11 protein-coding genes and 1 pseudogene are annotated in these 13,667 nt (G+C 56.2%); 8 read left to right on the top strand and 4 right to left on the bottom strand.

Going from position 1 to position 13,667, the window contains the following annotated elements:
• The 6 genes and pseudogenes from glyA to Q1B21_RS20065 all read left to right on the top strand — a co-directional run.
• A pseudogene (glyA, locus tag Q1B21_RS20090) lies at positions 1–261 on the top strand (serine hydroxymethyltransferase); the annotation flags it as partial.
• A gap of 18 nt (positions 262–279) precedes the next feature.
• Entirely contained in the window at positions 280–1,257 is a 978-nt protein-coding gene (locus tag Q1B21_RS20085; protein WP_299892575.1) for a CoA ester lyase, read from the top strand.
• Between the two features lie 273 nt (positions 1,258–1,530).
• Positions 1,531–2,781, top strand: a complete 1,251-nt coding sequence (locus Q1B21_RS20080) for a sarcosine oxidase subunit beta family protein (RefSeq protein WP_299892572.1) — start codon at positions 1,531–1,533, stop codon at positions 2,779–2,781.
• A 13-nt stretch (positions 2,782–2,794) separates the two neighbouring features.
• Entirely contained in the window at positions 2,795–3,082 is a 288-nt protein-coding gene (locus tag Q1B21_RS20075) for a sarcosine oxidase subunit delta (RefSeq protein ID WP_299084777.1), read from the top strand.
• Positions 3,079–6,024 (top strand): sarcosine oxidase subunit alpha family protein, encoded by a 2,946-nt coding sequence (locus tag Q1B21_RS20070; RefSeq protein WP_299892568.1) that lies wholly within the window; start codon positions 3,079–3,081, stop codon positions 6,022–6,024. Before Q1B21_RS20075 ends, Q1B21_RS20070 begins: the two co-directional genes overlap by 4 nt.
• Entirely contained in the window at positions 6,017–6,577 is a 561-nt protein-coding gene (locus Q1B21_RS20065; RefSeq protein ID WP_299892566.1) for a sarcosine oxidase subunit gamma, read from the top strand. Before Q1B21_RS20070 ends, Q1B21_RS20065 begins: the two co-directional genes overlap by 8 nt.
• Positions 6,578–6,584: 7 nt before the next feature.
• Here the strand turns inward: Q1B21_RS20065 and Q1B21_RS20060 are convergent, their stop codons facing one another.
• Complete coding sequence (locus Q1B21_RS20060) at positions 6,585–7,589, bottom strand: GlxA family transcriptional regulator (protein ID WP_299892563.1); 1,005 nt, start codon at positions 7,587–7,589, stop codon at positions 6,585–6,587.
• A 360-nt stretch (positions 7,590–7,949) separates the two neighbouring features.
• Between Q1B21_RS20060 and Q1B21_RS20055 the strand changes: the two genes are divergently transcribed.
• Both Q1B21_RS20055 and Q1B21_RS20050 read left to right on the top strand, forming a co-directional pair.
• Positions 7,950–9,323 carry an aspartate aminotransferase family protein gene (locus Q1B21_RS20055; protein WP_299892560.1) on the top strand — a complete coding sequence of 458 codons (1,374 nt, stop codon included), beginning with the start codon at positions 7,950–7,952 and terminating at the stop codon, positions 9,321–9,323.
• 21 nt (positions 9,324–9,344) lie between these two features.
• On the top strand, positions 9,345–10,529 hold the full coding sequence (locus Q1B21_RS20050; protein ID WP_299892558.1) for a M24 family metallopeptidase: 1,185 nt from the start codon (positions 9,345–9,347) through the stop codon (positions 10,527–10,529).
• A gap of 144 nt (positions 10,530–10,673) precedes the next feature.
• Here Q1B21_RS20050 and glf read toward each other — a convergent pair whose 3' ends face one another.
• Genes glf through Q1B21_RS20035 form a run of 3 tightly spaced genes read right to left on the bottom strand, consistent with a single transcriptional unit; the run spans position 10,674 to position 13,521 of the window.
• On the bottom strand, positions 10,674–11,831 hold the full coding sequence (glf, locus tag Q1B21_RS20045; RefSeq protein ID WP_299892555.1) for a UDP-galactopyranose mutase: 1,158 nt from the start codon (positions 11,829–11,831) through the stop codon (positions 10,674–10,676).
• Entirely contained in the window at positions 11,828–12,724 is an 897-nt protein-coding gene (locus Q1B21_RS20040) for a hypothetical protein (protein ID WP_298934564.1), read from the bottom strand. The genes glf and Q1B21_RS20040 overlap by 4 nt, the downstream gene beginning before the upstream one ends.
• On the bottom strand, positions 12,721–13,521 hold the full coding sequence (locus Q1B21_RS20035; RefSeq protein WP_299892551.1) for a glycosyltransferase family 25 protein: 801 nt from the start codon (positions 13,519–13,521) through the stop codon (positions 12,721–12,723). Before Q1B21_RS20035 ends, Q1B21_RS20040 begins: the two co-directional genes overlap by 4 nt.
• Between the last annotated feature and the right edge of the window lie 146 nt (positions 13,522–13,667).

Raw genomic sequence — 13,667 nt, 5'->3', positions numbered from 1 at the left:
GCGCATATCACCTGCAACAAGAACGGCGTGCCGTTTGACCCGGAAAAACCAACCGTGACCAGCGGCATCCGTCTGGGGTCCCCCGCCGGCACCACCCGCGGCTTTGGCGAGACCGAGTTCCGCCAGATCGCCGACTGGATCATCGAGATCGTCGACGGCCTGGCCGCAAATGGCGAAGACGGCAACGCCGCCGTCGAAGCCAAGGTCAAAGCCGAAGTCGCCAACCTATGCGCCAAATTCCCCCTATATCCCAACTTGTAAGACGAAGGACCCAAACCCATGAGCTTTCATTCCATTGAACAGGCCCCTGCCCGCCTGAACCGCAGCGAGTTGGCTGTCCCCGGCAGCCAACCCGGCATGTTCGAAAAAGCCGCGCAGTCTGATGTGGACGTGATCTTCCTCGATCTGGAAGATGCGGTTGCACCCGATGAGAAGGAACAGGCGCGCAAGAACATCATTCAGGCCCTGAACGACATCAATTGGGGCAGCAAGACCATGTCGGTGCGCATCAACGGTCTGGATACGCACTACATGTACCGCGACGTGGTCGATGTGGTCGAACAGGCGGGCGAACGGTTGGATCTGATCATGATTCCAAAGGTTGGCACCGCGGCAGATGTCTATGCGGTCGATATGATGGTCACCCAGATTGAAGACGCCAAAGGGTACAAGAAACGGATCGGGTTCGAACACATTATAGAAACCGCGCTTGGCATGCAGAATGTCAGCGAGATTGCTGCGGCCTCGAAACGCAATGAGAGCCTGCATTTTGGTGTTGCAGACTACGCCGCCTCAACCCGTGCACGCACGACCATCATCGGCGGCGTGAATCCAGACTATTCGGTTTTGACCGATCCGGATGCGGGCGCCAATCGCGCCACCCATTGGGGCGACATGTGGCACTATGCGCTGGCCCGCATAGTGGTTGCCGCACGGGCCAATGGGTTGCGCCCAATTGACGGCCCGTTCGGAGATTTTCAGGACCCAGAAGGTTATAAGGCCGCCGCCAAACGGGCCGCTGTGTTGGGCTGCGAAGGAAAGTGGGCAATTCACCCCAGCCAGATCGCACTGGCAAACGAGGTCATGTCACCCGGTGACGCCGAAGTAACAAAGGCTCAGCGTATCTTGGAAGCGATGGCCGAGGCTGAGGCCGACGGTAAGGGCGCAGTGTCTCTGGATGGTCGCCTAATCGATTATGCCTCGATCCGTCAGGCCGAAGTCATGGTGGAAAAAGCCCGACAGATCGCCGCCGCCTGACATCAACCCCTCTTCCCGGCAAAATGAAAACCGCTGTTGGCGGAACAACCACAACGAAAGGGCGCAGCATCCTGATTATTGCCAGGACGGCTGCGCCCAAAATGTTGCCACTGGTATTGCCTTACGCCGAATGCGGCTGTGCCGTGAGGTGTTCCTAAAACCTGCGCGGCCAGTCGACCTGCCCAAATGCGTCCGATTTTATGCCATCGATGTCGGATTTGAGAGTATGCAAACGGTATTTTTTTGTTGATTCTAACAAAAAAGGTCCGATTCATGCGATATTCTGGCTTTCAGGTCATCAAACAGGTGTTAACCGGGCATAGGGGGTGGATCCCAGCCTGGCGTGATCCTGAACCCAAGGCACATTATGACATTGTGATCATAGGCGGCGGCGGTCATGGTCTGGCAACGGCGCATTACCTTGCCAAAGTATATGGCCATCGCAAAGTAGCAGTGATTGAAAAAGGCTGGATCGGCGGCGGCAATGTGGGCCGGAACACGACCATCATCCGTTCAAACTATCTGTTGGACGGAAACGAGCCGTTTTACGAATTCTCTCTGAAACTGTGGGAAGGGCTGGAGCAGGATCTAAACTACAATGCAATGGTCAGCCAGCGCGGGATCCTCAACCTGATCCATTCGGATGCGCAACGCGACGCCTATACGCGCCGCGGCAACGCAATGATACTGAATGGCGCCGATGCTGAATTGCTGGATGCCGAACAGGTTCGCAAGGAATGCCCGTTCCTGAATTTCGATGACGCCCGGTTCCCGATCAAGGGCGGTTTGGCCCAGCGGCGTGGCGGCACAGTGCGCCATGACGCGGTGGCCTGGGGCTATGCGCGCTCGGCCGATGGCTACGGTGTCGACATCATCCAGAATTGCGAGGTCAGCGGGTTCCGCATCGAAGATGGAAAATGCCTTGGGGTCGAGACCTCGAAAGGGTTTATTGGCGCGGGCAAAGTCGGCTGTGCGGTCGCCGGAAACTCGGGACGGGTGATGGGTATGGCAGGCATGAAACTGCCCATCGAAAGCCATGTTCTGCAAGCATTTGTTTCCGAGGGGCTCAAGCCGGTTCTCCCGGGCGTCATCACCTTTGGTGCCGGGCATTTCTATGTCAGTCAGTCCGACAAGGGCGGTCTGGTGTTTGGCGGCGATCTTGACGGGTACAATACCTATGCACAACGCGGGAACCTGCCCGTGGTCGAAGATGTTTGCGAAGGCGGTATGGCGCTGATGCCAATGATCGGACGTGCGCGCCTGCTACGGATGTGGGGCGGTGTGATGGATATGTCGATGGACGGCTCGCCCATTATCGACCGGACCCCTGTCGACGGGCTCTATTTCAATGGCGGCTGGTGTTATGGCGGGTTCAAGGCGACCCCGGCCTCGGGCTATTGCTTTGCCCACCTGCTGGCGCAGGATGAGCCACATCCAACCGCAACCGCCTATCGCCTCGACCGGTTCCGCACGGGCCGGATGATTGACGAAAAAGGCGTAGGCAACCAGCCCAACCTGCATTGAGGGGACCAGAACCATGATCATTCCACATCCCCTTCTGGGACCGCGCGACAGTTCGGAATTTGTCTATCTGGGGGACGCGTCGCTGATCGATCGGCCTGACTGGCAGGCTGAAAATGCGGCAGAGGCGTTTTATGACTACGCGTATTTGCGCGGCAATCCAGCCGGAGAACATCACGAGCTTTGGTATCACGAAGGGGGGGACAGGTCCTGGCTGGTAGTGACACGCAACACAGTGACTCATGAGATTTCAAAGGTGGAACTGGCCCGTGATGTGGCCCGGGCGCAGGGGCGATCCAAATGACTCAAGCAAACCGGCTGAGCGGCGGGTTGGTCGACCGCAATTCAACCCTGAGCTTCCGCTTTGACAATCGTAACTACACCGCACACCCCGGCGATACCCTGGCCTCGGCCTTGTTGGCGAACGATGTGCGATTGATCGGACGATCATTCAAATACCACCGCCCACGCGGCGTATTGACCGCCGGGTCGGAAGAGCCCAATGGCATCGTCGAATTGCGCACGGGCAACCGGCAAGAGCCCAATACGCGCGCCACAACGGCAGAGGTTTACGAAGGTTTGGACGCACGGTCCCAAAACCGCTGGCCCAGCCTGAAGTTTGACGCATTGGCAATCAACGACCGGTTCTCGAACTTTCTGACAGCCGGGTTCTACTACAAAACGTTCATGTGGCCAGCAGCTTTCTGGGAAAAGCTTTACGAACCCATCATTCGCAAAGCCGCTGGTTTGGGGTCTTTGTCGATGGAGGACGACCCGGATGAGTATGACAAGGGCTTTCGCCACTGCGACCTGCTGATCATCGGTGCAGGGCCAGCGGGCCTGATGGCCGCGCTGACAGCTGGGCGCGCCGGGTCAGAGGTCATTCTGGCGGATGAAGATTTCGCTCTTGGTGGACGGCTGAACAGCGAGAGTTTCTCGCTGGGCGATGACAGCGCAAGCGACTGGGCCGCAGCAACCGTGGCTGAACTGTCTGCACTGCCCAATGTCCGCCTGATGCCGCGCACAACCGTGATCGGCGCATTTGATCACGGCATCTATGGCGCGGTCGAACGAACCGGAGACCACGTGGCCGCCCTGCCCGCTGGCAAACCGCGTCAGATCTTGTGGCGGATCTATACCAAACGCGCTTTGCTCTGCGCTGGCGCGACCGAGCGCCCGATTGCCTTTGAGAACAACGACCGCCCCGGCATCATGCTGGCCAGCGCAATGCGCACCTATGCCAATCGGTTTGCCACTACGGCGGCGCAGCGGGTTGCGATTTTCACCAACAATGATGATGGACATCGCACTGCCATAGACCTGCGCGCAAAAGGCGTGAAGATCGCCGCCGTGATCGACGTGCGCGACGATGCACCAATCAACTATGACTTTGAAGTTCTGAAAGGCGCGCAGGTTGTCGATACCAAAGGCCGCCTTGGCCTGACTTTTGTTGAGGTGGCACTGGCAGATGGATCGCGACGGGTATTGGAATGCGGGGCGCTGGGGGTTTCAGGTGGGTGGAACCCGAATGTGCATCTGACGTGCCATCACCGCGGGCGTCCTGTCTGGAACGACGACTTGGCAGCCTTTGTCCCCGGTGGCGACCTGCCGCCCGGCATGACCGTGGCCGGTGCCGCAAACGGAACCCTGTCCACACATGGCGCCCTGCTGTCGGGCGCTGAAGGTGCGGCAAAGGCATTGGGCTTGAAATGCGCCCTGCCTGACGTGCCCGAGGCCGAGGATGCCGCGATCAATCAGACGCCCTTTTGGTATGTGAAGGGCTGCGCGCGGGCCTGGCTGGATCAGCAGAACGATGTGACCGTCAAGGACGTGAAGCTCAGCCATCAAGAGGGCTTCCGTTCGGTCGAACATCTGAAACGGTACACGACGCTGGGTATGGCGACCGATCAGGGCAAGACCTCGAATATGGGTGGGCTGGCCATCATGGCCGAAATGGCGGGCAAATCGATCCCGGAAACCGGAACCACCATTTTCCGCCCGCCCTATACCCCAGTCCCTATCGCCACTTTCGGTGGACGGATGAAGGGGCAGGATTTCCACCCGACCCGCCTGACGCCGTCGCACTATTGGGCGAAGGAGCGTGGCGCAGTGTTTATCGAAGTGGGCAACTGGCTGCGTGCGCAGTGGTTCCCGCTGCCGGGCGAAACCCATTGGCGTGAATCGGTCGACCGCGAGGTGCGCCAAACCCGTGCGTCGGTCGGCGTGTGTGACTGTACGACCCTTGGCAAAATCGATGTACAAGGGACAGATGCCGCGGCTTTCCTGAACAAAGTTTACTGCAACGGTTTTGCCAAATTGGCCGTCGGCAAAACCCGCTATGGTCTGATGCTTCGCGAAGACGGTATCGCCATGGATGACGGAACGGCCGCTCGGTTGGCCGAGGATCACTTTGTGGTCACGACTACAACGGCCAACGCCGTCAATGTCTACCGTCACATGGAATTCGTGCGCCAATGCCTATTCCCGGACATGGATGTTCAGCTGATCTCAACCACAGAAGCCTGGGCACAATATGCGGTTGCCGGTCCGAATTCCCGCAAGTTGCTACAAAAGATCGTGGACCCCGAGTTTGACATCTCAAACGATGCCTTCCCATTCATGGGGTGCGGCAACATCACCGTTTGCGGTGGGTTAAGGGCGCGGTTGTTCCGAATTTCCTTCTCGGGAGAGCTGGCCTTTGAAATCGCCGTCCCGTCCCGCTATGGCGATGCGCTGATGCGGCGTCTGATGCGGGACGGAGAAGAGTTCGATGTTGTCCCCTATGGCACCGAAGCACTTGGGGTGATGCGGATTGAAAAAGGTCACGCGGCGGGTAACGAGTTGAACGGAACCACCACGGCGCTGAACCTTGGAATGGGCCGGATGGTGTCCAAGAAAAAAGACAGCATCGGTTCAACCCTGTCCGAGCGCGAAGGGTTGAACGAACCGGACGCGTTAATGATGGTTGGGATCAAACCTGTGAACGCGGATGACAAAGTCACAGCCGGCGCGCATTTGATGGACGCCAGCGGGCCTGTCGATGCCCAACATGATCAGGGTTATGTCACATCGGCTGCGTTCTCGCCCTCCTTGGATTGTCATATCGGCCTGGCTTTCCTGAAAAACGGAGGTGCGCGTCAAGGCGAACGGATGCGCCTTGTTTCACCGCTGACCGAAGAGAATGTCGAGGTCGAGATCGTCTCGGCCCATTTCGTAGACCCCGAGGGAGAACGGCTTCGTGCATGATCTTGCCGCAATAACCGCCCTGGGCGGATCTGAACCCAGAGTTGACACTGTGGCAGACGTGACCTGCACCGAAGTGCCGGACGTCGCGCTTGCCTCGGTCACAGCACGATCAAGCCAGGAAACCAAAGCTCAGAAGGCTCTGACCAAGCTGATCGGAGTTACAACCCCAGACATCGGGCGGTTTGCGGGCGATCCGGTTTCGGCGTTCTGGACCGGGCCTGACCAATGGATGGTCGAAGCCCCGTTCGAGACACATGAAGATCTGGCGCAACAGGTCAAAGACGCTGTCGGTGGCACGGCGTCGGTGACCGAACAAACAGATGCCTGGACTCGCTTCGATCTGAACGGTGCACGGGTGTTGGCAGTGCTTGAACTGCTCTGCCCTCTCAACGCGCGCAAAATGGCTGAGGGCGATGCAGCCCGCGCAGCGATCCACCATCTTGGATGTTTTGTCCTTTGCCATTCGCCTGATGCGTTTAGCGTATATGGGCCGCGGTCTTCTGCCGGATCACTGCATCATACCATCACAACAGCCATGAAAGCTGCCCTATAAGGGAAGATCAGCTTGAGGGCAGCGGGGCGTTGTCCTCGACACGGAACCGGTTGATCCGCCGCCGGTCCTCGCTGGGGCTTAGCCCGAACGCCGACCGATAATGTGTCACCAATGGCGCGACGGAGCTATAGCCGATAGCCGCAGCAATATCGGCAATCGGGTCTTTGGTATAAACCACCATCTGACGGGCGGCTTTCATACGCATCGCGCGGAAATAGTGGCTGGGGCTTTGTCCGGTGGCTTGCTTAAAGGCCCGTTCAATCTGCCGGGGTGTCACACCCGTAAGACTTGCGACTTCGGCGATCGAGATCGGATCACTGATATGGGCTGCGAACAACTCGACGCATTGCGCGACAAGATGCGGCAGCTTTTCACCCGTGTCCGGTTTGCTGGTGCTAGGCACCTGTTGCCGCACGCCTTCACCGCGCATTAAGGGGTGTTGAAACCAACAGGCAACCTCATGAGCAACTTCGCCGCCCAGACGGTCTTCGATCAGGTGCAGGGCCAGATCAAAAGCAGCGGCGGCACCAGCGGCGGTATAGCGCGTGGCATCGGACACAATCACGTCACGCCGGGCATCCATGTCCGGAAACTCGGCCTCGAACGCGGCTTCATAACACCAGTGCACCGAAATAGGATGGCCGATCATGACACCGGACCGCACCAGTGGGAACACACCTCCGCTGATGCCACCCAAAATGGTGCCGTGACGCGCCAGCGTGCGCAGTGCTCCATTGCCTTGGCTCGGATCAGAAAACCCCGACGTTGGACTGCTGAGAAGAAACAAAATATCGAACGATTGGCAGGTGGTCAGATCGCACTCAGCCTCGAAACGGACATTGGCGCTGGACCTGACTTTCTGTCCACGCTCGGTGACCAGTGACCAGCAAAACACGGCCTGCCCTACGATCTCGTTCGCGGCGCGTAGCGGCTCGATCACAGAGGTCAGACAGGCCATCGGGAAACCGTCGAAGAGGAGAAATCCAATCTCTGATTTTTTTTCTGTCAGCATGATTATTAACTATCAGGAAAATTAGGTGCGAAGGTAGTCCGAATGGTTCTTTACTGACTTTGGTCAGCCTGCCACTGCGCAACGAGGCGGCCGTGATCCGTAGTATCCCAAAGCTGCTTTGCAGCGCGCTCCTGAACGACTGCTCGACTAAATGGCGCTGCAACTATGATTTCAATTGATTGACATAGGCCAGTCATGGTTCATTCACACTATAACCTTGGCAATAAAGGCATCGCGCGCTGCTGCTTGGGTGAGCGGAGCCTTTCTGCTCAAAACGATGGCAGACGACTGTCATTGGCGTGCAATCGGCGCCTTTCATTTTGACCTGACGGCGCGCCGTCACAGCCAATAGGAAATGCCATGCTTCACAATGACCAGCTTGAACAATGGGATCGGGATACCTTCTTCCACCCTTCCACCCATCTTGCCGATTTCGCGCGGGGCGACCTTCCGCAACGCCTGATCACAGGCGGTTCCGGATGCCACATTCTGGATCGTGACGGCACTCGATTGTTAGACGCATTTGCGGGGCTTTACTGTGTCAACGTCGGCTATGGGCGTACAGAAATCGCCGAAGCGATTGCGGATCAGGCCAAGGAACTGGCCTACTATCACTCCTATGTCGGGCACGGCACCGAAGCTTCGGTCACGCTTGCCAAGATGGTGTTGGATCGCGCACCAGATCATATGTCCAAGGTCTATTTTGGGCTGTCCGGTTCTGATGCCAATGAAACCAACATCAAACTGATCTGGTACTACAACAACATCCTTGGGCGCCCGGAAAAGAAAAAGATCATCTCGCGGTGGCGGGGGTATCACGGATCCGGGTTGATGACCGGGTCACTGACTGGGTTAGAACTGTTTCATAAGAAGTTCGACCTGCCGCTTGCTCAGGTTATTCACACCGAAGCGCCCTACTACTTCCGGCGGGAAGATACAGATCAGAGTGAGGGCGATTTTGTCGCCCATTGCGTTGCCAAACTGGAAGAATTGATAGCACGTGAAGGCGCGGATACCATCGCGGCCTTCATCGGAGAACCGGTGCTAGGCACTGGCGGCATCGTACCGCCACCCGAGGGGTATTGGCCCGCTATTCAGACGGTTTTGGACAAGCACGATATTCTTTTGATCGCGGATGAGGTCGTGACTGGGTTTGGTCGCCTTGGTAAGATGTTCGGCTCGGATCACTATGGAATGCGCCCGGATTTAATCACCATCGCCAAAGGGTTAACCTCTGCCTATGCGCCTCTGTCGGGCTCCATTGTCTCGGGCAAAATCTGGGCTGTGCTGGAACAGGGCACCGATGAAAACGGTCCGATAGGACACGGCTGGACTTACTCCGCCCACCCTGTTGGCGCAGCGGCTGGCGTTGCGAATTTACAGGTGATCGACGCAATTGGGCTGATCCAAAACGCCGGTAGTGTCGGGGCTTATCTTAACACAGCGATGCGTGGCGCGTTGGCGGATCATCCCAATGTCGGCGACGTGCGTGGTGAGGGCATGTTGTGTGCTGTGGAATTTGTTCAAGACAAAGACACGCGCCGCTTCTTTGATACCTCCGACAAGATCGGGCCCAAAATTGCTGGGCAGCTTTTGGACCAGGACAATGTGATCGCGCGCGCAATGCCCCAAGGAGACATTCTTGGCTTTGCCCCACCTTTTTGTCTGAGCCGAAACGAAGCCGATCAAGTGGTCGCCGCGACGGCACGCGCAGTTAAAGCCGTGTTGGGTTGAGACATGGAAGGGAATGACTTGATGCAACCAACAAAAGCGCCCTTCAGTCTTTCTGAATATAAACGACGCTTGTCCAAAACCCGTGCCGCAATGGATGCTGCTGGTCTTGACGCGCTCTTTGTGACTGACCCGTCCAATCAAGCATGGTTGACCGGTTACGATGGCTGGTCATTCTATGTCCACCAAGGCGTGATTGTTCCCCAAGAAGGCGAGCCAATCTGGTGGGGCCGCCACATGGACATGTTGGGAGGGCGCCGCACCTGTTGGATGCAGCAGGACAATATTATCGGCTATGGTGATCACTATGTGCAATCCACCATCCGTCACCCGATGGAGGATTTGGCAGACCAGCTGCGCGCGCGCGGGTTGGATCGGGGGCGCATCGGTGTCGAGATGGAAAACTACTATTACTCGGCCAAGGCGCACAACGTTTTGGGTGCGGAATTGCAAGATGCCACGCTGTCTGACGCCACAGCATTGGTAAATTGGCAGCGGTTGATCAAATCACCCGACGAAATCGCCTTTATCCGCAAGGCAGCTCGGATCTCGGACAAGGTCATGCAGACCGCGATTGATCGCGCGGCACCCGGAGTAAGAAAGAACGACCTTGTCGCCGACATCTTGCACGCGGGCATCACCGGGGTTGGGGAGGATTGGGGCGACTACCCCGCTATTTTACCCTTAACCCCGTCTGGGCTGGACGCGACCGCTGCGCACCTGACCTGGGATGGATCCCCCATGCGCCCGAACGAAGCCACGTTCTTTGAACTGTCCGGGTGTTATCGCCGCTACCACGCCCCGCTGTGCCGAACCGTTTTCCTAGGCACGCCTTCGGATCACGTTCTCCGAGCGGAAGGCGCACAATTGGAAGGGATCGCCGCAGGTATGGAGGTCGCGCGCGCTGGCAATCGCACCTGTGACATCGCCAATGCGTTCATGCAGGTCTTGGCAAAACATGGGATCGAACGGTCTGGACGCATGGGATATCCCATCGGCCTCAGCTATCCACCGGATTGGGGTGAGCGAACGGCTTCAATCCGCAGCGAGGACGAAACCGTTTTACAACCGGGCATGACGTTCCACTTCATGCCTGCGCTTTGGATGGACGACTGGGGTTTGGAAACGACGGAGACCATATTGATCACCGACGACGGACCAGCAGAACCTGTTTGCAACGTCGAGCGTAAGTTGTTCGTAAAGCCCTGACCGGGTATGCAGTCTTTCGCAGCCCGCAATCGTGAAAGAACTTACTTTTGCGGCTCGCTACGTTTCCGCCCAGAGGCCGCGAGTGCGGCGGCCGCTATCAATTCTTTTGTTTGACATGGCCACATGGCAGCTAAGCCAAACTGCTCAAAGAACAGGCACGTAAAAAGGCCGTAGCCGCTGCCCTTTGGAGATCGCATCCAGCGCGGACTTAGCAGTCTCAAAAGACTCTCGGATCGTTACGTCCATATCCAAGTAGCGGTATGTACCAAGACGCCCGATAAAGGTCACTTTTTGTGTTCTGGTGGCCAGTTCAACATACTCACCAAGCAACGCTTTTTCTTTCACCTGACGGATGGGATAGTAGGGAATGTCATCTGGACCAGCCGCTCGGGAAAACTCGCGGTAACAGACTGAACCCTCGTGTGTTTCCCATGGCGCGAAGTGTTTATGTTCAGTGATGCGCGTGTAAGGTACGCTTTCTTCGCCATAGTTCATCACTGCGCAACCTTGGTAATCTCCGTCATAGGTAAACCGTTCAAAATCCAAAGTGCGATAGCCAAGACGACCAAGCTCGTAATCGAAGTAGCCATCCAGCGGACCCGAATAGAATACATGGTCGAACTCATCGCTCATGGCCCGCTTGAACGTGGTGTTCAATTTCACGGTGATCGAAGGATGATCCAGAATACCTGCGATCATGTCGGTATACCCGTTTTCAGGCATGCCTTGGAACTTGTGAAAGAAATAGTTGTCGTCGTAGTTGAATCGCACGGGCAAACGCTTGAGGATCGATGCCGGCAGCTCAGAAGGGTGACACCCCCATTGTTTGATGGTGTAGCCTTTGAAAAACGCCTCATACAAATCGCGACCTACGAAACGCATCGCCTGCTCTTCAAAGCTTTGTGGATCGGTAATCGTCGTATCGGCTTGTTCTTGCGTGATAAAGTTATGCGCTTCGTCTGGGCGCATAGTCTTGTCAAAAAACTGATTGATGGTGTGCAAATTCACCGGTAGCGAAAAAACCTGTCCCTGAGAGGTGGTTTTGACCCGGTTCTTGTAGGGAAGGAAATTGGCATAGCGGTTGACGTACTGCCAGATTTCTTCGTCATCCGTATGGAAGATGTGTGGTCCATAGACGTGCACCATGACATCAGTGTCTGCATCACGCTCGGTGTGGCAGTTGCCCCCGATGTGATCGCGACTGTCCACGATGGTGATTTCATGCCCCTGCTCTGCAAGTTCACGACCAATCACCGCGCCGGATAGCCCGGCACCAACCATTAAGAACCGACCTTTGTTCATTCAAAGACCTTTGCAGAGTTCATCGATATCGTTGTCATATCCAATGGTTTGCTCAGCTGCCGCCGGGCAATCTTGAAGATCCCGGCGCGCGCCTCGCCCGCGCTACGAAACCTGGACAGCATCGACATCCAACTCCGGCACATACGCCACCCAACCGGGATCCGGCCCGAGATCGGCTGCCCCCCCTCCAAGATCGCCGCGAAGACCACTGGTACAGTTCGGCGCGACAAATCAAACATTTCTTTCAACTCGGCCTCCTCATCTTCCGAACTGAGGTTGCCGGTTTCAGCCATCACGGCCTTGAGATTCTTTCCGACTGGCCGCGTATGATGCATTGCGATTTCGTCAAGGATTGCGGCGCGAAAAGCCCCCGCTTCTGCCCAACGACACCAGATGTAATCCAGACCATAGCCGCTCATCGTTCCACGGAACAAAGGCAGGGCCTTCACCAAAATATCGCGATGCAAGCATGGCGCCATAATCTCGATGTAGTTTGTGTATCGCAGCGCAAAGCCTGGGCATTGGCTAAACACGAAATGCGAAAAGTAACTGTCTGGGGTCAGCGAAGGCTGCGCGATCTTCAGTCCATACAACCGCATGGCGTCAAACAGATAATTCACATCCGTCGCGCTGATGTCGAGATCGTCATCGGGAAGCCAGAAATAGTCATACTGGCTGAGATCCCGATCCTGAAGTGTCTCGTATAGCCCATCCCATTTGCCACCTTTGATCAAAACGGCTTGGACGCCGGGGGCAGCTACAAACTCTGAAAATGCATCATCCGAGAAATAGCTAATAAGAAGATCATAGCTACGATCTTCATATGCAATTTCCTGCCAACGATGGTGCAAAGACTTGCCACCTGCACGGACAACTACGAGGTTCTTTTTCATATGCAAGTCCGAACGCGGCTTTCGGTCTGCATCAAAGGGCCCAATCCTTCAATCGTGTGCGGGTCCAAAGGATGACTTAGCCGCCCGTATGTATAGCTTGCCTGATACAGAGTATTGCGAACAAACCTGCTGAATGATGAACCAGGTTTGGTTTCTTGCCGCGTGGATTCTATGTTGCTGTCGACCGCCGCGCGTTCTGCGATCATCTGTTGCTGAAGCGTCAGAATAGGCACTTTGTGTTCCCAGTAAAACTTCAGATCGATGTCAATTGGCCTGGCAATTGGCGCATCGAGGGCTATCAACCGTGCCGCAGCCCGTCGCCCAATTATGTAACCCGTGGTTCTGGGTGGCAGTCGATCAGACAGTACAAGGCTCTGGTCCGCAATAGATCTAACGATCTGCGCATTCTTTCCCGGCGGGCCGTCAAGCTTGACCATGACCTCTTCGAAACACTCAGGACAGTGAGATATCGCATCGAGAAACGATGTTGGATTCTGAACAAAAGTAGCATCGTCTTCTAACACCAGGCACATATGATCCTCTGAGTTGGCAATCTTCTGCCAAATCTGACGGTGGCCTAAGGTGCAGGCGACTTCATTCCGGCTGAGTGGGCGCTTGAACTTGCGGCGGTTAACGCCCGCATCATAGCTTTGCAGTAGGTGCAATTCTTCCAGTTGGTCGCCGGAAATCGCATCCGAAAACTCATGCGCAAGATTAAAGCGATCAAGTTCAAGTTCGCAGGAACGTCGCCGCTCTACATCTTTTGGTAGACTGAGAATGACGGCCTTGATCGACACTTGTATCACCAATAAAAACTTCGCGGCGTTACTATGGACCACGATCCAAAAATACAACTGATAAAACAGGTCCTTAAACTTTACCCCCTGCAATCAGGCTACATTAGCAAGATTCCGCTTGCGGCACAGTCGAGTCTTCTTGCACC

The sequence above is a fragment of the uncultured Ruegeria sp. genome (genome assembly GCF_947504215.1).
Classification (GTDB): domain Bacteria; phylum Pseudomonadota; class Alphaproteobacteria; order Rhodobacterales; family Rhodobacteraceae; genus Ruegeria.
The sequence above is the reverse complement of the archived record's forward strand: the minus strand, read 5'-3'. Positions and strand labels throughout refer to the sequence as shown.